This window comes from Bradyrhizobium sp. PMVTL-01 (assembly GCF_051861855.1).
Classification (GTDB): domain Bacteria; phylum Pseudomonadota; class Alphaproteobacteria; order Rhizobiales; family Xanthobacteraceae; genus Bradyrhizobium.
Map to the genome: position 1 here is coordinate 3,250,708 of NZ_CP193982.1, position 21,786 is coordinate 3,272,493.

30 protein-coding genes are annotated in these 21,786 nt (G+C 62.3%); 6 read left to right on the forward strand and 24 right to left on the reverse strand.

Annotated features, from left to right (window positions below):
- Window positions 1-51 precede the first annotated feature (51 nt).
- The 5 genes from ACRQ5Q_RS15245 (at window position 52) to ACRQ5Q_RS15265 (ending at window position 3,884) form a co-directional block, all read left to right on the forward strand.
- Window positions 52-930: a Pam3-gp28 family putative phage holin gene (locus ACRQ5Q_RS15245; RefSeq protein WP_439398747.1), complete on the forward strand. Its 879-nt coding sequence runs from the start codon at window positions 52-54 to the stop codon at window positions 928-930.
- Between the two features lie 60 nt (window positions 931-990).
- The gene (locus ACRQ5Q_RS15250) at window positions 991-1,482 is read left to right on the forward strand and encodes a hypothetical protein (RefSeq protein ID WP_439398748.1); all 492 of its coding nucleotides are present in this window, start codon (window positions 991-993) and stop codon (window positions 1,480-1,482) included.
- Window positions 1,483-1,511: 29 nt separating this feature from the next.
- The gene (locus ACRQ5Q_RS15255; protein WP_439398750.1) at window positions 1,512-2,165 is read left to right on the forward strand and encodes a nucleotide-binding protein; all 654 of its coding nucleotides are present in this window, start codon (window positions 1,512-1,514) and stop codon (window positions 2,163-2,165) included.
- 118 nt (window positions 2,166-2,283) lie between these two features.
- On the forward strand, window positions 2,284-3,522 hold the full coding sequence (locus tag ACRQ5Q_RS15260) for an oxidoreductase (RefSeq protein ID WP_439398752.1): 1,239 nt from the start codon (window positions 2,284-2,286) through the stop codon (window positions 3,520-3,522).
- A complete protein-coding gene (locus ACRQ5Q_RS15265) occupies window positions 3,522-3,884 on the forward strand; it encodes a hypothetical protein (RefSeq protein WP_439398754.1) in 363 nt (120 codons plus the stop codon). The genes ACRQ5Q_RS15260 and ACRQ5Q_RS15265 overlap by 1 nt, the downstream gene beginning before the upstream one ends.
- Here the strand turns inward: ACRQ5Q_RS15265 and ACRQ5Q_RS15270 are convergent.
- From ACRQ5Q_RS15270 to ACRQ5Q_RS15385, 24 genes are all read right to left on the reverse strand, one after another.
- Window positions 3,878-4,171 (reverse strand): DUF2285 domain-containing protein, encoded by a 294-nt coding sequence (locus ACRQ5Q_RS15270; protein WP_439399813.1) that lies wholly within the window; start codon window positions 4,169-4,171, stop codon window positions 3,878-3,880. The two genes, ACRQ5Q_RS15265 and ACRQ5Q_RS15270, sit on opposite strands and share 7 nt — an antisense overlap.
- 118 nt (window positions 4,172-4,289) lie before the next feature.
- The gene (locus ACRQ5Q_RS15275) at window positions 4,290-4,742 is read right to left on the reverse strand and encodes a hypothetical protein (protein ID WP_439398756.1); all 453 of its coding nucleotides are present in this window, start codon (window positions 4,740-4,742) and stop codon (window positions 4,290-4,292) included.
- The gene (locus ACRQ5Q_RS15280) at window positions 4,739-5,056 is read right to left on the reverse strand and encodes a hypothetical protein (RefSeq protein ID WP_439398758.1); all 318 of its coding nucleotides are present in this window, start codon (window positions 5,054-5,056) and stop codon (window positions 4,739-4,741) included. The genes ACRQ5Q_RS15275 and ACRQ5Q_RS15280 overlap by 4 nt, the downstream gene beginning before the upstream one ends.
- Before the next feature lie 3 nt (window positions 5,057-5,059).
- Window positions 5,060-5,263, reverse strand: a complete 204-nt coding sequence (locus ACRQ5Q_RS15285; protein ID WP_439398760.1) for a hypothetical protein — start codon at window positions 5,261-5,263, stop codon at window positions 5,060-5,062.
- Window positions 5,260-5,433, reverse strand: coding sequence for a hypothetical protein (locus ACRQ5Q_RS15290; protein ID WP_439398762.1), 174 nt, complete (start codon window positions 5,431-5,433; stop codon window positions 5,260-5,262). The genes ACRQ5Q_RS15285 and ACRQ5Q_RS15290 overlap by 4 nt, the downstream gene beginning before the upstream one ends.
- A gap of 211 nt (window positions 5,434-5,644) precedes the next feature.
- Complete coding sequence (locus ACRQ5Q_RS15295; protein ID WP_439398764.1) at window positions 5,645-5,830, reverse strand: hypothetical protein; 186 nt, start codon at window positions 5,828-5,830, stop codon at window positions 5,645-5,647.
- Between the two features lie 134 nt (window positions 5,831-5,964).
- Window positions 5,965-6,489 carry a deoxycytidylate deaminase gene (locus ACRQ5Q_RS15300; protein ID WP_439398766.1) on the reverse strand — a complete coding sequence of 175 codons (525 nt, stop codon included), beginning with the start codon at window positions 6,487-6,489 and terminating at the stop codon, window positions 5,965-5,967.
- Window positions 6,434-6,880: a hypothetical protein gene (locus tag ACRQ5Q_RS15305; RefSeq protein WP_439398767.1), complete on the reverse strand. Its 447-nt coding sequence runs from the start codon at window positions 6,878-6,880 to the stop codon at window positions 6,434-6,436. The genes ACRQ5Q_RS15300 and ACRQ5Q_RS15305 overlap by 56 nt, the downstream gene beginning before the upstream one ends.
- 49 nt (window positions 6,881-6,929) lie before the next feature.
- Window positions 6,930-7,493, reverse strand: a complete 564-nt coding sequence (locus ACRQ5Q_RS15310) for a Lar family restriction alleviation protein (protein WP_439398769.1) — start codon at window positions 7,491-7,493, stop codon at window positions 6,930-6,932.
- The gene (locus ACRQ5Q_RS15315) at window positions 7,490-7,735 is read right to left on the reverse strand and encodes a hypothetical protein (protein WP_439398771.1); all 246 of its coding nucleotides are present in this window, start codon (window positions 7,733-7,735) and stop codon (window positions 7,490-7,492) included. Before ACRQ5Q_RS15315 ends, ACRQ5Q_RS15310 begins: the two co-directional genes overlap by 4 nt.
- The gene (locus ACRQ5Q_RS15320; protein WP_439398772.1) at window positions 7,728-8,423 is read right to left on the reverse strand and encodes a hypothetical protein; all 696 of its coding nucleotides are present in this window, start codon (window positions 8,421-8,423) and stop codon (window positions 7,728-7,730) included. The genes ACRQ5Q_RS15315 and ACRQ5Q_RS15320 overlap by 8 nt, the downstream gene beginning before the upstream one ends.
- Before the next feature lie 115 nt (window positions 8,424-8,538).
- Window positions 8,539-9,087 carry a hypothetical protein gene (locus ACRQ5Q_RS15325; RefSeq protein WP_439398774.1) on the reverse strand — a complete coding sequence of 183 codons (549 nt, stop codon included), beginning with the start codon at window positions 9,085-9,087 and terminating at the stop codon, window positions 8,539-8,541.
- Window positions 9,080-9,328, reverse strand: coding sequence for a hypothetical protein (locus ACRQ5Q_RS15330; protein WP_439398776.1), 249 nt, complete (start codon window positions 9,326-9,328; stop codon window positions 9,080-9,082). Before ACRQ5Q_RS15330 ends, ACRQ5Q_RS15325 begins: the two co-directional genes overlap by 8 nt.
- Window positions 9,329-9,527: 199 nt before the next feature.
- Window positions 9,528-10,856: a hypothetical protein gene (locus ACRQ5Q_RS15335; protein WP_439398778.1), complete on the reverse strand. Its 1,329-nt coding sequence runs from the start codon at window positions 10,854-10,856 to the stop codon at window positions 9,528-9,530.
- Between the two features lie 641 nt (window positions 10,857-11,497).
- Window positions 11,498-12,556: a hypothetical protein gene (locus tag ACRQ5Q_RS15340; protein ID WP_439398779.1), complete on the reverse strand. Its 1,059-nt coding sequence runs from the start codon at window positions 12,554-12,556 to the stop codon at window positions 11,498-11,500.
- Complete coding sequence (locus ACRQ5Q_RS15345; protein WP_439398781.1) at window positions 12,553-12,792, reverse strand: hypothetical protein; 240 nt, start codon at window positions 12,790-12,792, stop codon at window positions 12,553-12,555. The genes ACRQ5Q_RS15340 and ACRQ5Q_RS15345 overlap by 4 nt, the downstream gene beginning before the upstream one ends.
- 10 nt (window positions 12,793-12,802) lie before the next feature.
- On the reverse strand, window positions 12,803-13,210 hold the full coding sequence (locus ACRQ5Q_RS15350) for a hypothetical protein (RefSeq protein WP_439398782.1): 408 nt from the start codon (window positions 13,208-13,210) through the stop codon (window positions 12,803-12,805).
- A 16-nt stretch (window positions 13,211-13,226) separates the two neighbouring features.
- Complete coding sequence (locus ACRQ5Q_RS15355; RefSeq protein ID WP_439398783.1) at window positions 13,227-15,287, reverse strand: hypothetical protein; 2,061 nt, start codon at window positions 15,285-15,287, stop codon at window positions 13,227-13,229.
- A gap of 127 nt (window positions 15,288-15,414) precedes the next feature.
- On the reverse strand, window positions 15,415-15,969 hold the full coding sequence (locus ACRQ5Q_RS15360; RefSeq protein WP_439398785.1) for an ATP-dependent DNA ligase: 555 nt from the start codon (window positions 15,967-15,969) through the stop codon (window positions 15,415-15,417).
- 80 nt (window positions 15,970-16,049) lie between these two features.
- Window positions 16,050-16,445: a hypothetical protein gene (locus tag ACRQ5Q_RS15365; protein WP_439398787.1), complete on the reverse strand. Its 396-nt coding sequence runs from the start codon at window positions 16,443-16,445 to the stop codon at window positions 16,050-16,052.
- A 10-nt stretch (window positions 16,446-16,455) separates the two neighbouring features.
- Window positions 16,456-16,746 carry a hypothetical protein gene (locus ACRQ5Q_RS15370; RefSeq protein ID WP_439399814.1) on the reverse strand — a complete coding sequence of 97 codons (291 nt, stop codon included), beginning with the start codon at window positions 16,744-16,746 and terminating at the stop codon, window positions 16,456-16,458.
- A 92-nt stretch (window positions 16,747-16,838) separates the two neighbouring features.
- On the reverse strand, window positions 16,839-17,102 hold the full coding sequence (locus ACRQ5Q_RS15375; protein WP_439398789.1) for a hypothetical protein: 264 nt from the start codon (window positions 17,100-17,102) through the stop codon (window positions 16,839-16,841).
- On the reverse strand, window positions 17,099-17,551 hold the full coding sequence (locus tag ACRQ5Q_RS15380) for a hypothetical protein (protein WP_439398791.1): 453 nt from the start codon (window positions 17,549-17,551) through the stop codon (window positions 17,099-17,101). The genes ACRQ5Q_RS15375 and ACRQ5Q_RS15380 overlap by 4 nt, the downstream gene beginning before the upstream one ends.
- Before the next feature lie 31 nt (window positions 17,552-17,582).
- A complete protein-coding gene (locus ACRQ5Q_RS15385) occupies window positions 17,583-17,858 on the reverse strand; it encodes a hypothetical protein (RefSeq protein ID WP_439398793.1) in 276 nt (91 codons plus the stop codon).
- 203 nt (window positions 17,859-18,061) lie between these two features.
- Between ACRQ5Q_RS15385 and ACRQ5Q_RS15390 the strand changes: the two genes are divergently transcribed.
- Window positions 18,062-21,766 carry a tetratricopeptide repeat protein gene (locus tag ACRQ5Q_RS15390; protein ID WP_439398794.1) on the forward strand — a complete coding sequence of 1,235 codons (3,705 nt, stop codon included), beginning with the start codon at window positions 18,062-18,064 and terminating at the stop codon, window positions 21,764-21,766.
- Window positions 21,767-21,786 lie beyond the last annotated feature (20 nt).

Consider the following 21,786-nt stretch of genomic DNA (forward strand, 5'->3'; position numbering starts at 1 on the left):
CGCGAGCAAGGAAAGGCCCCTTGGCAGCACCACAACTCGGAGTTTCCCCGAATGGACGTTCAAAATTCCCTCGTCAAGACCACGCTTGGTCTGGTTCTTCGTCACTTCGCCGGCATCGTCGGCGCCTGGCTCGTGAGTGCGGGCGTCACCGACGCGAGCGGCGAGAAAGAGTTCGTCGGCGCCGTGATGGTGCTCGGCGCGCTGGCTTGGTCCTTCTGGCAGAAGGTCGGTCACCAGAAGGCGCTGGAGTTGGCCCAGTCCTTGGCCTCGGACGCCAAGGGCGCTGCCAAGGTGCTCGCCTTGGTGGCCTTCGGCCTTCTGGCCTTCTCGCTGCTGACCCCCAGCGTGAGGGCCGCGGACTTCACCGTCGCAATGGCGACGCCGACCAAGGCGCCGGCCTACGTCAGCACCTGCACCGTCAACAACTGCACGGGGTGGTACGCCGGTATCGGTCTCACCGGGAACGGCACCAACGCCAACATCGTCGGCAGCGGGCTCAACGAGTCGGTGTTCGCGGCCGGTGCGCAGGTTGACCTGCACGGTGGCTTCCAGTTCTGGAACGGCAGCTATTTCGCCGCGGTGGAAGCGGGCATCGGCTACCAGTTCACGAACGGCGGCGCGATCCAGCTCAACGGCAACCAGCTCGCCGGCTACGAGATCATCAAGTTCGGGGGCTCGCTCTCCGGCCTGCTGAATACCAGCTCCAGCCCGATCGCCATCCCGACGGCGCTCTCGAGCGCGCTGATCTCGCCGTACTTCGCGATCGGCGCGATCCAGCACAACGGCGTCTCGCAGTTCGCAACCGGTGCCGGAGCCGGCTTCCTGCTCGCGACCAACTGGGACCTCGACGTCCGATACATGTACGCGCCGGCGATCGGCAATGCCACGGCGCAGAACCTCGTGACGATCGGCCTCGACCGACACTTCTGACCTTCAACCGGCGGGCGCAAAGGTCGCCCGCCGACCCTTCGTGCGTGGAGTACAAAGCAAATGGCTGATGAGTCGAGATCGAACTGGCCGAATGAGGCCTCCGCCAAGGTAGTTGCCCTCGATACGAAAGTCGGGATGCTCGACAGTGACGTCAAGCAAATCCACGCCCGGATCGACGGACTTGAAACGAAGTTCATCAACGTAGCGGACTCCCTGTCGCATGAGTTTCGTTCCGGCCTCCAGTCTCTCACCAAAAGTGTCACCGAGCGGGGCTCCACCAAGTGGAGCGTCATCTTCGCCGGCGCCAGCGTCGCGGTATCGGTGATCATCGCGATCGGTGGCCTTGCCTATCTCCCCGTCACGACGGCCATCAACGATCTGAAGGCTAACGTCGTTCCGCGCGCAGAGCACGAGAAGTTCTGGCGCGACACGGAACGGCACTTCGACACGAACGAGGCCTGGCTGCGACGCATCGATGCCGATCGCCGGCAGGATCAACGCGACGAAATCCAGCGCCTGCAGCGCGAGAACTACGAGCTGCGCAAGCGCTAATCCCCAAAACCTCAAACGGAGCGTTCCCCTTGAAACCACATGTTGTTATCGTTGGCGCCGACAAAGGTGGCGTTGGCAAAACCACCATCTCCCGCACGCTGATGAACTACTTCAGCGCCCATGGCATCAGCGTCCGCGCTTTCGACACCGAGCACCCGAACGGCACTCTGGCGCGCTTCCACAAGGAGGCGCAGATCGTCAACCTCGAAGAGAGTGACGACCAGATGAAGGTGTTCGACCATCTCAATACCGCCCAGGTCACGCTGATCGACATCCGCGCGGCCTTGCTGTCAAAGACGCTGGCCACGCTGACCGAGATCGGCTTCCTCGGCGGCTCGCGCGCCTCGCGCATGAAGACCTCTGTGGTGCACGTCATTGGCTCCAACAAGGCCTCATTCGATGAGATCGAGACCACCGCCAAGGCCGTGGAAGGTGCCGATCACTACGTGGTGCTCAACCACACCAACAAGAGCAAGTTCATGGGGCTACCCGAGGCGGTGAAGAACCCCATCGTCATCGGCCAGCTCAACGAGCTCGCGGCCGAGACCGTCGACGGCCTCGGCGTCAGCTTCGATGCTTTCATCGGAGACCAGACGCAGTCGCCCGTGCTGCAAGGCTACGTCGACGCGTGGCTAACGCGCGCTCGCAAGGCCTACGACGACAAGGGGCTCAACGCCCTCTGATCGAACTCAGTCCAATCGACTGGCTCTTCATGGCCGGCACCGCCCTGTTCAGGGTGGTGTCGGCCATTTTGCTTTTCGCCCTCGTGATCTGACGACGACGTTTCCAGTAGGAGTACCAATGTCGGCAAAGCCCCTCTCGAATGAAGTGCTCTTGGCAACGGTGGAGGCCTACGAAGTCTCGGGGCGGAGCTGGGAGAAGGCCGCCGCGATCCTAAAGATCGGCAAGCGCACGGTTGGCGACCGCCTTGCAGTAGCCGCAAAGCGCGGCCTGATGCTCGATCACCCAGCAGCCATGCCGGGCTTCGAGATCACCAAGGTCGCCTCCGACGGCGATGGGAACGTCACCCACATCACGCAGAAGCAGGCCCCGGGCCAAGTCTCTATCATGCCGGAGACCCACGTCCTCGGCAAGATGACCGTCAACCGCGACGGCGCCACCGGGCGGGTGATCCAAGACTGGGTCCGCTACGAGATCTCCGACCTGGCTCGCGAGGCCGCCATGAAGGCGGCTGTTGCCGGCTTTACCTCGGAAATCCCCCGGGCGGAGCCGATGCCGCTGCCGATCCTGCGCAGCAAAGCGGATCTCATCACCCAATACACGATCACTGACCACCACATGGGTATGCTGTCATGGCGGGAGGAGACCGGCTCGGATTATGACCTGAAGATCGCCGAGAAGCTGCTCGTCGACTTCTTCACGCTCGCAATCCGCCTGTCTCCTGATAGCGCCAATGCGATCTTCGCGCAGCTCGGCGACCTCCTGCACTTCGACGGACTGCTCGCGGTCACGCCGACCCACGGTCACGTCCTCGACGCAGACTCGCGGTTCGCCAAGATCGTCCGCACGGTCATCCGGGTACTCAAGCAAGTCATCCAGATGCTCCTGCACAAGCACGAGCATGTCCACCTCATCATGGCGGATGCCAACCATGATCCAGCGTCCGAAATCTGGTTGCGCGAGATGTTCGCAGCCTTCTACGAAAACGAGCCGCGGCTCACCATCGACCGCACCGCCTCGACCTACTATGCCTACCAGTGGGGCAAGACGGCGCTCTTCTATCACCATGGCCACAAGCGCACGATCAACGACGTCGACCGCGTTTTCGCGGCCGACTATCCGGAGATCTTCGGCAGCACGAAATACCGCTACGGTCACGTCGGGCATCGTCACAGCGACGAACTCATCAAGACCAAGCTGATGAAGATCGAGCAGCACGAGACGCTGGCGGCGCGCGATGCGCACGCCGGCGCCGGCGGCTGGCGATCGGGCAGGTCCGCCAAGGCGATCTGGTACTCGAAGCAGTTCGGCGAGACCGGCCGCACCATCATCACGCCCGAGATGGTGATGGCCGCCTGATGCTGACCCTCAAGCCGCAATCGGTCGCGCTGCTCTACGACTACCTGCGATCTTTCCCGCCGTTCGCGAGCATCAGTAAGATGCCGCCGGCAGCGGAGGTCGAGTTCCACGTCGTTAAGGATCGTTCGCGCATCGGGTGGTGGAGTTGGCAGGAAGGCGTCCACCGCATCTCGATCTCGGCCAACGGCGTCAGCCAGACAGCGACCCTGGCCTTCTACCTCGGCCACGAAATGTGCCACGTCGCCGTCGACGTGCAGGGACTGAATACCGGAGGCGGCGAGAACGTCCACAACGCCGCCTTCCGCAAGCTCGCCGCGCGCTTCTGCAAGGTGCACGGCTTCGATCTGAAGGCGTTCTACTGATATCCTTCGGATGGCCACCCTCGCCGGAGTAAAAGTTTGTATCCGACATTTGATGCCCACTTGGCGCGCGTCAGATGACTATCGAAGGCACGCCTGGCGCGATATGGATCGTGGTCCGGATCGATCTTCAACACTATACGAACCACCTCCCGCCAGTCCGCGCCATCAGCGTCGGCATCCAGCAGCCGCAAATACGTGATCCAGTGCGCTTCATCATATACGGTAAGGTCTGGACCGGATGGGGCGAGATCTGCGACACGGGGGTTCCTAAGCGGCGGCACCGGTATTCTCGTGATGGTTGCAGTTCGTCCTAAACATCACCTCACTTTGCGTCAGCTTCGTGGCACGCCTAGATTGCTTTGAAGTCTAAAGGCCCGCCCCTGCGAGGGCGGGCCTTTTTGCGTTTTATATCCTTGCTTCTGCGATGATGTCGTGCGCGGCCGCAAACACCTCGCTCGGCGTCCGTATCTTCCGCGTTGGGGTTGGTCCGCTCTCGTCCCAGTCCATGAAATGGTGGATGACAAGCGTCCGCAACGCTTCCCAAGCAGTCTCCTCGTCCCATTCGGGCTCGTAGTAGCCGCTCATACCGCCGACCATGACGGTGCCCTTGCGCGGGCTGTGAGGCGGCCACATAGCGATGTAGCCTCTCCCATCGCGCGCAGGCACCTTGATCGATTCCTCACGCCCTGATGGCTCGCTGTGAGGCGAACGCATGCGCTCGAAGTGCTTTCGGGCCAGGATCAGAAGGCCGGTGCAATTGTCGGCCTTGTCCGCGAGGAATTGCTCACGCTGGTCGCCCAGCAGCGGCAGGAGCGGGGCCGCTCGCGCCGATAGCTTCTTGAGGATGCGCAGGTTCACGGTGCGGACGCCTTCGGCGTGGTGGGGACGTTGAGCAGGTTGAGGAACATCGAGCTATGGCCGTGTTCCTGAGCGTATTTGGTGACGCCAAGAAGAAAGGCGTCAACGTTGCCGTTCGACCGCATAGCTGCCTCGGCCATGCGGATGCCGAAGCTCGACTTTTCGACGATAGCGACAGTCCGGCCTGTCTCGCCGGGCTCCCATTCGACTTGCGCCACAAGGGAGAGGCCGTTGTCCTGACACTTCTTCGCGAGATCCTTTAGGACCGGCGCGATCTCAGCGTCATAAAATGCTTCGCGTTCGTTGGCGTCCATCGATCACCTGTCCACACGTTGATGGCGCAGCTCGAGGACCGTTCGGCAGCGCTTGCAATCGAACGGTTTCCCCTTGTGGCTGATATCGATCTCGGCGCCGTCATCGGCGAGCGAGATGCAGTCGTTGCCATAGGCAAACAGCAGAATGCCGCAGGCGGTCTTGGCCTGATGCTTCAGCGCCGCGTGGATGTAGCGGTGCACGGTCATGTTTTCTCGAACTTCTCGCCGAGGGCGTTGGCGATGTTCTCGAACAACTTCTGGACGTCCCGCATGGCGCTGTAGCCATGGGTGTCGTGGTTGAACGATCCGACGCTTTTCTCTCCAACGAACAGCTCGATCTGTTCGTCGTCGTGGTTTTCGACCCAGAATTTAGACATCACTCGACCTCTCTGTTTTCCATCCGATCCCATACGCTCGTAGCGGTGCAGCTAGGGGCCTTGAGAAGGGACGCGGCAGCGCGTTTTGCCCAATCGACGTCCTCGCCCCAGCCGATGACGTTTTCGCCATCCTTGGGATAGCCGGTCGCGCGGATCTCGTATCGCTGTCCGCGGTCGCCAACCGCGTGAGGCTTTCCGCCTGAATAGGTCATCAGACGAAGCCCTTCTCGACGGCGAGCCAGCGGGGCATTGTAAAGGTCCCGTCATACTCGTTCCGCTCGACGAGCGACTTCGCCACCCATTCAGTGGTCTTGCCGTCATAGATGCGGTAGGCGCGGTCGGTCTCGCCGCGCAGCTCGCCGGTGATGTCGGTCAGCTTCGATTCAACGGTTGGCATGATCGTCTTGCTCTCTTGCGTATGGGGTGTACCGCGGACACGAGGAAGCTGGCTTCGACCACTCCTCGCCGGTGCGCTTGTTTTGAAAAAGGTCGCAGCCAAGGCACCAGCGCCGATTGCCGACAGCGACGAAATCATGCGGATTGTTCGACTGCATAGGAAACCTCCTCGCAGTGAATGCGGGCCTCGCCAAAGCAGTCGCGAGCACGCTGGAGCATCGGCCCCCAGCGCTCGGCCTTGTCGGCAGGCACGATCGGCGCAATGAAACGCTTGATACCGGCCTGGATCGCGTGCACGGCGCAGCGGTCGCAGGACATGAACGTCGAATACATGGTGTAGCCGTGAAGCGGCTCTCTTGCCGACAGGATGGCATTCATCTCGGCGTGAATGATGCGCCCAAGCTTCTCGTTCCGGTCCTCGTAGAAGCTCGGATGATCGTCGCAGCCGCGAGCGAAGCCGTTATATCCGACGCTGGCGATGGTCCGGTCCGGCCGCACGATCACGGCGCCTGTCTTCGTGCTCGGGTCTTTGCTCCATTCCGCGACGGCGTGCGCGAGGTCGAGAAACCTTCGCTCCCATTTGTCCGGCTGGCGCCGGGGCCACTCACAGCCAGGTCGGCCGCAGAATGGGGTTCGCATTGTAGCTGTGCATCGGCACATGGTTGGTCTCCTTGAACTGGGCTTCCAGCTGCGACCGGAAGGACGGGTGGGCAATGATCTCGCCGTTGATGACGTACATGGCAGGGACGCGGCGAAAGACGCCGCCGTGCCGCTTGATGAGCTTCTTGAGGATGCGGCGCGAGCGGTGTTTGCTCGGCGGGAACAGGCGCTCCTCGCTGTCCTTGAGAGCGAAGGTGGAGAAGGTGACGGTCAGGCGAGGCGGCGTCGGCGGGATAAGCCGCCTCGTGGCCTGAAGCTTGTCCATCGTCATGGCACTGTCGTTGGCCTTGGCAACGGCGTTGGTGGCGGCGCCGGCCAAGACTGATACCATATCGCGATAGAGATCGCTGCGGATCTGGGCGCGGATCAGGTTGGTGAGATGATCGCTCACATGCCCTCCGGGCGCGAGAGCGAGGATGACGGTCTTTTCTGGTATGTCGTCATCCAATGTCCCCGCGACAATGGGTTGCGGGGATCAGCGAATAGAAATGCTGATCGTTGATATCGACCAGTACCCCATCTCCTATTCCTTGGTGGTCAAGCATACGGGGGCCGGTGTCACGAAAAATCTGGTACAACCTGTTGGTGCCAGCTATCGCCTTGATCTCGGCGCCGGTGAGTTGACCTCGCATCGAAGGAAAGCGACGCATGTCCATCCAAAAATGAAATTCAGTCGCGTCTACGCTCTTGCTCGCTTCCTGCGGTTCGTCCGGGCGCGTCAGTGGGGTGCCGGTTTTCTGGCACCAGCCCTGTCCGTGACACCAGCCGGTGTTCTGGCAATCACCGCAAGCCTCAGTCAGCGGCGTTGTCTGCGGTTGACTAGCGATGACTAAGGCGCGGGCGTTCCACTTCTTAAGCGCGTCTCCTCGTTCGGTTTCGCTGGCCTCAACGACGACATCACAATGCTTGTTCATGCAATGCACCATCCAATAGCCACGGCCAGATTGCCTATGGTCTATCGCCGGCAGCACGCCGCAAAACGGGCACGGAAGAAAGTCGGTCATCGGTTGCCCTCCGCTTCGAGGACCATCCAGCCAGCGCCGCCGCAGACTTGGCATGGCTTCTCATCGATATCTTCGTGGCTGAAGCCGCAACCACGCTCGTAAACGTGGATTGCTTCGATAATGTAACCGTGTCCATCGCAGGCCGCGCAGTCGGCCAAGAACTCCGGCGTGTGATCTTCGCCAGTAAGCTGCGCCAACTTCTCGGCGTCAGCCCTTAGCGCATCCATCATGGCTTTATCCATTGGTCGCGTCCTTCTTTGAGACTGGGCCGAAAGCATCGACGGTTCCGCAGCGAAGGCATTGCAGTGGCTCGGTAGGGCCGCGAAAGCGCGCGTTCTCATCGCTCAGGGCCTTTTCCATGGCCTTCATCAGGTCCGGCTGCACGGTCAAAGCAAAGTCGCGGCCTTGCGCATCTCGCACGGTGCAATAGTCCGGGCCGTCCTCGTATTGGAGGGGCATTTTGGCAAGAACCTCGCTGTCGGCAGAGGAGCGATGGACCGGATCCAGCGCGCGGCCCTCATCCAGCGCGCGCTGGATGCGCTCTCTGCGCTCGATCGAAGCCTGGTTGGCGAGTCCATCGATGTATTCAATGACCTTTTGCGCCGCATCGTAGACGCCGCCGACCTTGTCGTTTTCATCCGCGTAGACCTTGTCCCGGATGATGTCTGCCAAGTCCTCGATGTCTGGCGCAGCTTGGACAGCGTCGCGCATGTGGTCGGTCATGACGGACGGCTCCCTAGAGGCCGATAGTGCTGTTGAGGCGTTTAACTGAGCCGCCTTGATCCCGACCAAGATGGCGGTCACCAATCCAGATGCTTCGATGCCGGGAGTATCACACCAGGCCTTCCATTCTTCCCGGACTATTTGTTCGGCCCGTGCAAGTCCGGATACCTCTTGAGCTTCGTGATCTTGGCCATCTTGAACGATCATTTGTTCCTCTGTGATCCGTCATTCACGATGTAAAGCCCGCAGATGCCCAGGATGACGATAAGTGCGACAGGTGCGACCCATAACGGGACTGCCATGATTGCATCATGCAGCTGACTCATGTGCCCTCCGGGCGCGGAAGCGGTGATGCCCTGAGGCTCCGGCTCATCTCAATCAGATTAGTTGTGTCGAGTATCCAAGCATCCGCACGGACGCGCCAATCATCTTTGTGCGGTTCTGCCATTTCGTCCCATTGGGCGTGGCCTTTCATCGCTTTATAGAACAGGCACCGGGCGATGCCCTCGCGCTCAAAAAGTTCTGTCACTGGCGCTCCCTGCGGTTCAGGGTGCGAGAACGATGGAGTGTCGTCGGGGCCGAAGACAATCAGCCCGAACACCCATTTGACTTTCCAGCTCAGCCCTATGATACGGCTGATGCGCAGATCCGATCCGGATTTGATGTGGTGTCCTTCGCCCGTGTAGCAGTCGGTGCGGTACGTGGAGAGGATCATCCGCGTCGCCGGAGCACGGCAGTGAAATTTCGGGAAGAAAGCGATCACGCAAACGACCAACGCCGCTCCTGCAACCACAACTAGCGCAGTAACAATCGCGAGGACGACCATGACGCCGACCCAATAAAAGCCAGACCAAGCCAGAAGATCAGCCATTGTCGCCGCCTCGCTGAGAGCGCGAGAGCGAGGAGGTAGTGGGATCGCGCTTGATGTAAGTTTCAGTCAGGATAGTGTTGGCTGCCGTGATAGCTTCGGCGTACTCCAGCAGCCGGACGTATTGTCTTGCCAGCACGCAGGCATCACAATCCGGATCCCCGGGCACCATCTGTGTTAGCGGGTTCATCTGGAAATCGAGCCACATTTCCGCAATCTGCTTTGCCTGATCTTGTTCAGTCATGCCGCACCTCAATCCGTCGGGACGCCTGGATTGTCAGGATCAAAGCCCATGAAGTACCAGTAATCGCGCTGGGCTTGCGTAGCGGCATCCCATTTCGGTGTGCTTGACCGACGCGCTGGCATCAACGACGGGCAATCGCTCTTGTGACCAAGCTCATTTCCGTAACCCGCGACTGCGCCGCATTGCTCACATCTAACGCTCATAGACCGCCATCCTTTCTAGACCTGCAATCGACCACCATCTTTCCGTCCTGCACGCTCGCGCGGCAGCCGCAGTCGGGGTATTCGCAAACCGCTTCAGGCGCGTCGGGCACTCTCTGCGGTTCAGTGGGGAGGCGCTTCGCAAGTCCGCGAGCTATGGCCCCAGCTACCGGCCTATCCCAGTGCGCAACGCTGGGTTCTGCGCCGATGAAGATGTGCTCCGTAACCTTGAGGCTTAGGCCAAACCTCATGGTCGAAAGAAAACAGTCGGCATCCGTCTTGCGAGCAAAATGCATAGCCTTGTTGGCATCACGCATCCAACCGTGAGCCGGGTTCCACCAGCGCACGGGATTGGTGTCGTCCTCGGGCCATTCGATCAGCCACGCGGTTGCTCTGGCGGTCTCGGCAGAGGAGTGCGAGTCGAGCACGTTGGCGATCCGATCGTAGATTTCGGCGACAGTCTCAACTGACACAGTCGTCCACGGTGTGAACGACTTTCGATAGTGAGCCGCTGCCTCTCGGCAGTCGGCGGCAATTTCTGCGATCGTCGGCACCTGCGCCACCTTTACCTCTTCGGCAGTATGATGGTGAGGCGCGATCTGCCCGCAGATCGGACAGGTGAATATGCCCTTCAGTTCTTCAGTCATGCCAGTGTTTTGCTCATCGCGACGTCGCTCATCCTCAGGGAGAGCATTGCGCGCAACCTGCTTGATCGTCTCGTAATCGGCCTGCCACGTGGCGTCGCCTAAATTTCCCTGAGCAATGGAGCGGAGAACGGCATATGCATCTGCCAACCTGTCCTCGCCAGATGAGCTCTGCTTGTCGGCAGATCGTTGCGGTTCAGCATTGATCTGGCGGCGCAGGTTGCCAATGATAGTTTGATACTTCCAGATGATCTTGCGAGCCAAATCCGGCGTGAAGTCGCTGTCGTCGTCTGGAATCTTCGGAAGGTCACTTTCGTCCGCGGCACACAAACGTTGGGGCATCTGGGCGGCGTCGGGGCCGAACACTTCGTCAATAAGCTTGTCGGCCGTGAGCGTCATCGGAACGCTATCTGCAGCGTGCTTATAGACCACATCAACCAGCTTGCGCAGATCGCGCCGCGCCGGCTGCATGTAGCGGCAACCGGCTTCCTTGCCGAGATCTTGGCACATCACGCCGCAGTTGCACGGTCGTTGGGCAGGGGCAGGGATGAGGGCCAACACGCCTTCGGCGGCTGAATAGTATTCGGCTTTGTGAGTCTCATTGGCCCAGCCGACATGATGGACTGGGGCGAAACGCTGCCAGAGTTCAAATGCAACGTTCTCTTTGAGGCCAGACTCGGTCATGGTAAATTCCATTTCTTACGTTCTTCGGCAGTTAGAGCCGGTCCGGCCGCATAGGCGCGCCGCTCCTGAAACTCTTGGATCTGGACGGCATAGCCATCGCGCTCTGATGAAACTTCGATGATATCGAAGGGCGGCTTGCTCTCGACGCGCTCGAATGGCCCGGGAAGTAGTGGACGCCAAGCGACAGGGCATCGGACCAATAGGCTTCGTCGCCCCTTGGAGATATTTGCCACCATCCCTCAAAGATTCCGCGACCACTGGCGTACAGCAGGATCGTCTTTCCATCGCGCGGCGCCCACTCCATTGGGAGCCATCCGTTCATCGGCATCATTGGCTGTCTCCACAACGAAGACAGCGCTTTGCGCCCCACTGCGGCTGTCCTCGATGCCCCATCAGGCGACACCAGATCACCACGGGCCAAGCTGCGTATTTCTTGTAGCGTGCAGTAAGTAGTTTCATTTACATTCTCCGTTCGGTGCTTGCTGTTGGATCGTGCATCCATAGAGCTGATCCGCGGTTGGCCGCGCGCTCGGCCTGTCCATCCCGTATTGAAGGATGAGCAGAAATCCGAGCACGAACGGAAGCAGCGATAAAAGCGCGGCAGCCTCGTCTAACGTGAAAGGTTTCTTCATGATGTCGCCTTAGCTATTTTGCTGTTCTAGCTCGTGAGCGCACCCCAAGCCGCAGCCGCCCGTGCAAGCCGGGTAGGAGGGACACTTAGCGCCATCGAACCGCTTCACCTCGATGGGGGCGGCCGGCGCCTCGTCGCCTACCAGGATCATCAGCTCGGTTGGAATGCCGCGATCACAAAGGACTGTGGTTTCTCCTCGATCGACCGACAGCACGCGCTTGGCCTTCAGGTGAACCCATCCATTCGCCGGAACGGCCAACGGGTCGGCAACTGAGAGCTGAGGAGCCGGTTTTGCATTCGCTACAACCTCGCAGCCCCATGCGTTGATGGCACAGGCGTCGTCGTGGCCATAGTTGCTGGGGTTGATCTCCTGGAACTGATCGATGATCTCCCGCGGTACGAGATAGAAGTCACCCGTCTTGAGCGAAGCGCCCTCATCGCGCGTCAGGTGGGATGAGACGTAACGGAGCGCCGCCTTCCAGCCCTGCCGGGCAGCGTTCGTCTTTGGATCCATAAAAAGGTAATGCAACGGGTGCTCGTGCATGTCGTATTTCTTGGAAGCCGCCCACTTCTCAAACTCCGTATGTTCCATCTTGCAGGAGGCGAGCACGTCCGCCAGTTGCGGTGACTGCGGTTCAGCGGGCAGGTCAAGTGCATCGGCCCGTGCCCGGAGCCGCGCCGCATCGTCCCGCAGGATGTTGCCAAAATGAACTGCATCGCCGGTCGCGGCAGAGGATTGATGTGGTTCCGGTCGCTCGGTTTGTAGTCCAGCTGCCTCTACGAAGGTGCGAGCAATCTCCCCGCAGCAAGCTAGATATCCTTCAATGACATCTTCGAGCATCTTAGCTTCGTGTTGCCGAGGGCAACGGCGCACATCTTCGGCGTCCATGACTGCAACAATGGCGGTGAGCAACGGCGTTCGCGTCGAAGCGCCGCGGATCAACTCTATTTCGGTCTGCTGCGTCCGCCTTAGCTGATCGGAGCGCTGCAACACCGTTGCGTAGGGCACGCCAGCTCGGCGCGCGAGAGCTAGATAGGGGAATGTGGTATCTTTGCGGAATGCGATCATAGTTCGCCTTTGGGCTCCGGAAGGTCGGGGGTGTAGAATTGATCGTCGCCGTTCCACTTGCGGACCGGCCGATGTTCGTCCCCCTCCGCGAACACGACCACGTCGCCCTCAGCGATCTCGCGCTTGGCACGCTGGTCCCAGAAGCGGTGGAGGAAGGCCGGCTTCCCGAACACTCGGACCGCGTTATGGTAGCGGTGGCCGAGGTCCGGAAAGCCGACGAAGTGGGTGACAGGCACCGTCGCGGCGTCAGAGCGCCGCGAGCATCGCCCGGATTTCGTCCGGGGTCTTCTTCTTCATCTCGCCGCGCTCGGCGTCGGCCAGGGCCTCCAGCAGCTCCTCGCGCTTTGCTGCCTTCTCGCGCGCCGCAGCAGCCTCCGTGCGCTCGGCCACCTTGATCGCGATGACGCGCTTGACCGCTTCGAGCATCATGGTGCCTTCAAGGTTGGCGGTCTTGGTCTCCGACGGCACGAAGCTCTCGCCATCGTCAGCCAGGGTGCGATTGATGCCTTTGGCGATATCGTTGAGGTTGGTCCTGCCGGTATCGGAGGTGAGGGGGAGGTCGAACAGGTCCTCGACGGCGAGCGCGTTCGCCCCCTTGTTGGAAGCGAAGCGCAGCTTGCGCTTCAGACAGTATTCGATCGGGTTCAATTCCATAGTTTTGGTCTCCTTGTCAGAACGTCACGCGGACGGTGCGGTTGATGCCACCCTTGACCCTCGCCAAGAGGTCATTTCTCTGGGTCGAGGAAAATCCCAATCCAGAGAGCTGATCGGCCGTGGTCTCCACCTTTGCCTTGGAGCCGACGATCTCGATAACCTTCCGATGAGGTGCGAGCTCATCGATCAAGAACTCGTTGAAGAAGCCGCGCGGGCGGTCCTCGTTGCGGGCACCATCAAGCATGAAGAAGAAGTGCTTGTTGCCGGTGCCGTTTCCCTCCGCCCAGTAGTTCGGCGACAGCATGACGGTCGAGACGCGGTGGAAGTCCTGAGTCTTCAGGCCCCAGACCTCGCGGGAGGCCTGCGTTGATGGCAGGCTCTCGATGATCTCGATGCCCTTCGCGGCGCTGTAGTGCATGCGCGCGACCATGACGTCGCCCGTCACCGCCTTTGCGTAATGAAAGGTCTTCACCTCGCCAAGCCAATCGATCTCGACGTCGAAGCCGGGGTCGATGGTCTCGCGGCGCGAGAACTGGCGCACGAAGAGCGTGTACTCGCCTTCGGTCATTGTGCGCCGATCCTTGTAGAAGATGTTCTCCACGGGCGTGCGCGTGGGTGACAGGCCGTCGCCGCCGTTCATGTCGACGTCCAGCATGCCGCCGGCCGGCGAGAGGGAGCGACGGTTCGTATACATGATCTCGTAGCGGCGCCCGAACTTGCCGGGCTCGATCATGTGGAAGTCGAGGTCATCATTGTTGAACCACGCGAGGCGGCAGCAGAGGTCGCCGGTGATGTTGCCGCCGGCGCGCTTGACACGCTCCTTGATCGAGTCCGCGACCTCGCCGTTGTACGTCCACGAGAAGCCATTGCCCCATTTGAAGAGAGGCTTGGCGCTCGCGTGCTTGGGCGCGATCAGGCTCATCAGGTTGGAGGTGTGCTTGTTCTCCAGCATCACCTCGATCGTCTCGGCCTTGGGAAGGATGTCGCGCAGGAAGGCCTCGATGCCGATGGTCTCGACCTTGTCGAGGCTCTTGACGCTGGCAGGGACCTTGGTGGCGACCCCGTCGAAGATGTCGTCGCCCATGACCTTGCGCGCGCTGCGGTCTGCCCACAGCACGTCCTCGATCGAGACGTCACTGAGGCGCGCATGTCGACGCTCCATCGACTCGAGCAATCCGAGCTGGGCGATGGTTTCGCGCGCCTTGTCGACCATGGCTTGCGACACCAGTGCCGTGGGCCGCTTGTAGTTGGCCGGAGCCATGATCGAGCTCTCGAACTTCCGAACGGCAGCTTCCAGATCGACCCCTTCCGACAGGTCGATCAGCAGCGTGCCGACGGCGGTATTTCGGATGCCGGCGACAGACGGATGGACCTTGTCGTAGTTGGCCCAAGCGTAGAGCTGCTGCTCCCGACTATCTGACAGCGCCAAGAAATCCGCCTTCTTGGCGACGAATGCCTTGATCGCGGCCTCATACTGCTCGCCGCGATAGAGCGACTTGTTGGCGATCAGCTCCAATACGGTGTCGAGCGCATCCTGTGTCAACGTCTCCAGACCGCGCAGGAAAAGGTTGCGGAGGTCGCGGGCCTTGCCGAGGGTGGTGGCAATGTCCTTGCCTTCGCAGAAGTAGACCTTGCCGGTGTTCGGACGCCACGGGATCTGCGCGTAGAAGTGGCTGAAGGTCTCGACGGTCTTGCCATCGACGAGCTTGCGGCTCTTTTCGGTGCCGACCTGCTTCTCGTAATGCAGGAACGGCTCCTTGATCGCGCGCGACTTCACCAGCGCCGACATTTCGTCGGCGACGGCCTGATACGCCGGCTCCTGGCACTCGACGTCCCAGATGGTGACGAGCTTGCCGTCCTTGATCGCGACCACGCCGCCGAGGTCGCGGATGAACTTCTTGCAGCAGTTGCAGTCGTGCTGGGTGCGCTTCAGATAGATCGGGTCGCTGCCGGGCGGGAACGACGCGAGATAGCGTTCCCACAGCTCGTCGCCATGCACCTCGACGCAGAACAGGTCGAGCTTGGTCATAGCATTGAAGCGCGCCTCAACGGGCGCGCGGAAGTGATGGAAGTCCATTTGGTCTCCTTGGGAGGAGCCGTCTGCGAAACGGCCGTCGGCTCCGTGGGGATCGGGTACGACTCTCCGGCTGCGAACCGGTCGCCCGGATATGCACCAGAGTGGTGCATATGTCAATAGGTCATTCCTAGCCGAGTTGGTCGGCGACCCGCCTGAAAGCTGGGTGTGAGCGGTTCTTGACTTTGAACCAGTCGCAGACCCGCGGCCGGTAGCCCCGATCCCGGCGCTTGGACACGATCCCCTCAAGTCCCATGTCGCAGGCGGCTCGGAAAAGCTTCGGCCCCCAGTCGCCCCGCTCGTAGGACGCCACGAAGATGCCCTCGGGCCGGCGCTCCAGGACCTTGGCCAGCTTGTCCTTGCGTTCGTCGAGCTTCAGCGGCCGCAGGTCTTCGCCGCCAAGCGCCACGATGTCGAAGGCGTAGAGCTGGGCGTCCTCGTTGTAGCGCCCGGAATGCAGCCAATCGAATTGAGAGATGCCGCGGAGATCGAGCACGACGATCTCGCCGTCGATGATGAATTGCTTCTGCTTCATCTTCCGCGCGGCCTCGACGATTTGCGGATACCGCCACGTCCAATCCAATCCCGCTTTGGAGAGCAAGCGCACCTCCTTGCCCTCGCGGATCACACGACCGCGATAGCCGTCATACTTGATCTCGTGAATCCAATCGGGGCCGTCGGGCACGGCCTTCCGGGCCGTGGGCCTGCAAAATTCAAAGGGAAGCATGGCAGGCATCTATGCAGCGCCGGCCAAAATGCGAGTCCTCAGTTGCTCTGATCCGGTTTCCTCGATTTGACGCTGCCCGGAAGGGCCTCGAATCTGCGCGCGATGTTGTCCATCTCGCGCTCCTCGGCCTCAGTCAGCGGGCGCTTCGGTGTGTAGCGATAGCGGTCACCGTCCAGCGCGATGACGCCGACCTTCATCAGTCGCTTGAGCTCGCGGTCCACCTGTTTTCGAGAGTCTCCAAAGAAGAGCGCGACATCGTCGGCCGTCATGGGGCGTCCGTCGACGTCGTAAAGAAGGATCACCGACAGCATGATCGTGCCAAAGGGGGTGACATTGCCGGGGAGATCATTGATGGCCCGCGTGAACCGGAACATGTCAATAAACAAGGACATCGCTTCGACGGGCAGACCCCTGAGCGGATCGGACTTGGACATTCCGGCAACCCTATCTCTGGAGCGGCAGGGGCAGCTGCACCCCGATCTTGCGGCCGAGCTGTGCCTCTATGAAGTCCTTGAGACCGCCTGAAATCTCGTGCTCCTCAGCGGCGAGACGGCGCTCCAGCTCGCGAGCGACATCCTCGCTGGCGTCCCGGGACCAGCCCTCGGCGGGATTGAACGCGACGACGCGCAGCACTTGGCCGTATTGCCCGGAGAGCAGGTCGTTAATCAACGTGTTGTGGTCGATCCCCTCGTCGGTTTCGCGAAATGCAGCGCCGCTCCGGAAGTCCTCGAGCACCAAGTAGAAGTCCCTATCCAGACGGTCATTCGGAAGAAGCGAAGGCGAGGGCATACGCAGAACTCCTTTGCCGGAGTCCAAGGTAGGGGTGCTCAATCGAAAATCGAGTCGCTATCGTTGAGAATCCGGAGGTATGTTCCGCTCTCGTGCACTTCGATGATCTTGCGTTCCTTTAGCCATTTAAGGCCCGCCCCGTACTCGGCAGCGGTTCCGTTGTCGCGGAACAGGAAGGGGTGATTGATCTTCTCGATATACAGCCTCCCGTCCTGCACCGGCGCCGTCTCTCGACAGATCTGCATCAGGCGGCGCGCAGCCGCTTCCGGCGTCGCGTAAGGCCGTTCGTCTTTCAGCTTCATGCGCCTAATCCCCGATGGGCCTTCCGGACGTGGTGGTGGATGGTGGCGTTCGTGATCTCGGCGCCGCAGAAGCAGCGCGAGCGGCCGTCGCGGGTCTGCGTGGGCATCAGCAGCTTCTCGGCCCACATGCGATGCTTCCAAGCCGTCGCGTCGCGCTGATCCCGCCACGGCTCATAGTTCGCCGCTGTGAGGGTCGGCTTCAGCTTCAGCCAGGCGCGCTCGAACGCGGCCCGGCACTCCTCGAAGCTGGCGCCTATGCCGCTGCCGCCGACCCTGCCGTCCATCCCGGGGTGGAAGCCGAGGCTCCAGCTCCACCGGTCAGCGTGCGTCGGCACGCCCGCGCGGGTGCCGATATGGCCGATCCGGATGTCGCCGTAATAGACGTCCCAACCCTCTTGGTGAGGGTCGTCGTGGACCTTGCGGGTGAGGGGCGGATCGTCCGGGAGCATCCGCCGTATATAAAGGGTCTTGGGAAGGGGGCTAGGTCTCGATCTTGGTCGGCGCAAGGAGCGCATCGGCGAAGCGCCGCTGCTCTGGTCCCATGCTCTCCTGCCTAGCGGGCACGCGCCGGCGGCGGTCCGCAGCCGGTCCCATGACCATCCTGAAATGTTCGTGGCAGAGGTAGGCGGTCAACCCATGCCGGTGGGGAAGGGGGTCGTCGTGGAAGATGGTCTCCTCGACCTTGTGCTCGGAGTCGGCGCCGCAAAAGCACTTCTCGCCCCGGCAGGAGCCGGAGACGAAAGGTTGTTCCGTCATGGGATTTTTCCTTGGTGGTTGTTGAGGTTGCCTTGGATCAAAGCCGGAACGGATCGGCGCATCGCGTCCCGGAAACAGCGCATGGCCCTAAGTGAAATCAAAGGCATAGCGTTAAGAAGTCCTTAATTGGCAAAACCTACATTCGAGGGCATCGGCCGGCCTGAGCGCCGGCGTGGACCGCCGAACCGGAAGACATGCCGCAAATGGCGCGAGAGGCTGCCGCTGGATTTGTGTCGCGAGCCCGCGCGTTGGTGCGGGGATTGTCGCGTCACGCCCGCAAGGCGCCGATACTGGCAGCCTGCCTCCTGATCGGCCTCGCGGCGCCCGGCCGGGCGGCCGATGCCGTCAGGGGCGAGGCGAGCTTCTCGGCCGGCGGCGGCTTTGCCCGTCTCGTCATCAAGCTCGGCGAGGATGTTCCGTCCGAGGTGACCACGGCCGGCTCCATCCTCATCATCCGCTTCGATCGTCCGGTGGACGTCCCCGTCGACCGCGTTCCGGAAGGCGCCCCCGACTACGTCAACTCCGCCCGCCGCGACCCTGACGGCGGCGCCATCCGTCTGTCGCTCGCGCGACGCGTCACCGTCAACACCATGAATGCCGGCGAGCGTACGTTCATCGACCTCCTGCCGGAGGGCTGGAAGGGGCCGCCGCCGAGCCTGCCCATGGACGTGGTCAAAGAGCTCGCCGAGCGCGCGCGTCTCGCGGAACGGGCGCTGCGCGCCCAGCGCGCCGCGGCCGAGACCAAGAAGCGACCGCAGATCCGCGTCCGCGCCTCGGTGCAGCCGACCTTCGTGCGCTTCGTGTTCGAGATGCCTGACGGCGTCGGCGTGTCCTCCGTGCTCAACGAGCAGAAGCTCACGCTGATGTTCAACGCCAATCTCAATTTCGACCTGGCGGACGCCATCGTCGCCGCGCCGCCGAACGTCGCCTCGATCAAGCAGAAGGCCGATATCGACCAGACCAGCGTCGAGATCGCGTTGATCGGCGATTCCGACGTGCACTCCTTCCGCGACGACAAGAACTACGTTGTCGACATCTCCTTCCAGCCGGACAGGGGCAAGACGGCCATGACGCCGGAGGCAGCGATCGCGCAGGCCATGCCAGCGGGCCACGCGCCGGCGCCTGCGCCGGAAAAGCCGGCGGCCGAGAAGTCGAAGGAGGTTCGCCGCGAGATTACGCCGCCGACATCGGAGACGATCGCGCGCGAGGCCAAGATCGACGTGAGGCCGGAAGTGCCGGCCGCAATGCCGGTCGCCGACGCACCGAAGCCGACGCCCCCGGCTGAGGCTGCCCACGCGGGGGAAGCGCCCAAGGAAGTTCCGAAGCCCGCGCCTGTCGCCGAAGCTCCGGCCATGCCTGCAACCGTCGAGGCGCCCAAAGAGGTCGAGAAGGAAGCGGCGAAGGAGCCGGTCAAGGAAGTTGCCAAAGAAGCCTCGAAGGCCGAGGCGCCGGCGCCGCAGGCCGCTGTCGCCAGCGTCGATGCGCGCCGCGACAGCGATGGCCTGCGGGTGACGTTCCCGTTGCAGGTTTCGACCCCTGCGGCGGCGTTCCGTCGCGGCGATACCATCTGGCTCGTGTTCGATACGCCGAAGCCGATCGACCTCGAAGCGATCCGCACCAAGGGCGGCGCGATGATCGGCGAAGTCGGACGCCTGCCACTCGACAAGGGACAGGCGGTGCGCATCCGTCTCACCCGGCCGCTGGTCTACTCGCTGACGAGCGAGGAGGTCGGCAAGGAGACCAACTGGCTGCTGACGCTCGCCGACAAGATCCAGGCGACGCCGCTGCCGCTGATGATGTCGCGCAACATCACCGATCCCGCGCTCGCCAACATCGCAGTCCCCCTTGCCAATCCCGGCCAGCTGCACAAGCTGACCGACCCCGATGCCGGTGACACGCTCTACATCGTCACCGCACAACGGCCGGTGCGCGGCTTCATCAAGCGGCAGGACCTCGTCGATCTCTCGCTGCTGGAGTCCGCGCACGGCATCGCGATCCGGCCGAACTCCGACGAGATCGGCGTCGAGGTCGGGTCCGACAAGGTCATCCTCGGCAAGAAGGGCGGGCTGACGCTGTCGCCGGTCGACATCTCCGCCGAGCGCGCGCCGACCGCGGTGCGCCCGATCTTCAGCCCGGAAGGCTGGCGCAAGGGGCAGTCGGAGAATTTCTGGACGCGGCAGAGCGATCTGGTCATGGCGATCTCCGCGGTCGATCCGACGCAGCGCTCGCTGCCACGGCTCGACCTCGCGCAGTTCTACATGTCCCGCGCGATGTATCACGAAGCCAAGGCCGTGACCGAATTGATGCTGGCCGATCCGCTCAACAAGGAGGAGAGCGGCGCCCTTATCATGCACGCGATCGCGAGCATCCTGATCGGCCGGCCGGCCCAGGGCCTGAAGGACCTCGCCAATCCCGTCATCGGCAACAGCCATGATTCCCAGCTCTGGAAGGCGCTTGCTTATGCGCGCCAAGGCAAATGGGCGGACGCGCGCGAGAAGTTCAAGAACGTCGAATTCGCCATCGCCTCGCTGCCGCTGGACATCCAGCGCATCGTGACGATGGACGCGATGCGCGCTTCGCTCGAGGTGAAGGACTATGCCGGCGCCTCCAAGCGCCGCAGCGAGCTCGAGGTCGTCGGGGTCTCGCCCGAGGCGGCGCCCGGTTTTGCGGTGTTGCGCGGCCGGCTCGCCGAGGCGCTCGGCCACGACAAGGATGCGCTCGACGACTACAAGTTCGCGGTCGGCTCGAACGATCGTCTGGCTGCGGCCGAAGCCAAGCAGCTCGAGGTCGCGCTGCGCCAGAAGCGCGACGAGATCGGCAAGGAAGACGCGCTGCGCGAGCTCGAGACGCTGTCGATGACCTGGCGCGGCGATGGGATCGAGGTCAAGACGCTGCAGATGCTGTCGCAGCTGTATGCCGCGAACGGGCGCTACCGTGACGCGCTCACGGCGGCGCGCACCGCGACGAGGCTGCAGCCGAACGCCGAAGCCTCGCGCCAGGCGCAGGACCTCGCTTCCGAGCTGTTCACGCAGATCTTCCTGGGGCCCAAGGGCGACGACCTGCCTGTGGTCGAAGCGCTCGGCATGTTCTACGAGTTTCGCGAGCTGACGCCGATCGGCCGCCGCGGCGACGAGCTGATCCGGCGTCTCGCCGACCGTCTCGCCTCGATCGACCTGCTCGACCAGGCCGCCGAGCTCTTGCAGTACCAGGTCGACCACCGCCTCGAAGGCGCCGCCCGCGCCCAGGTCGCCGCGCGCCTGTCCATGATCTATCTCGCCAACCGCAGGCCCGACAAGGCGATCTCGGCGCTGCGCGCAAGCCGCATCAGCGATCTCTCCGGCGAGCTCAGGCAGCAGCGCCTGCTGCTGGAAGCGCGCGCGCAGAGCGATGTCGGCCGTCACGATCTCGCGCTCGACATAGTCTCCAACGTTTCCGGGCGCGAGGTGCTCCGCCTGCGCTCCGACATCTTCTGGGCGGCGCGGCGGTGGCGCGAGTCCGCCGAGCAGATCGAGCTCTACTATGGAGAGCGTTTTCGCGATTTCAAGCCGCTCAACGCGGTGGAGAAGAGCGACATCATCCGCGCCGCCGTCGGCTACGCGCTCGCCGACGACTCGATCGGTCTGTCGCGCTTCCGCGAGAAATACGCGCCGCTGATGAGCGAGAGCGCCGATCGTCTCGCCTTCGACATCGCGAGCAAGCCGGCTGCGGCCTCCAGCGCCGAATTCGCCGAGATCGCCAAGCTCGCCGCCAGCGTCGATACGCTCGACGGCTTCCTGCGCGAGATGAAGCAGCGCTTCCCCGACGCCACCGCCCGCGCACCGGCCTCGCCGCACGCCAGGGACGAGAGCGACCATACCGGCTCGCTGCCGACGATCCCCGCCGTGCGGCAGATCAAGATGATGCGGTAGGAACCCTGCTACCACCAGAC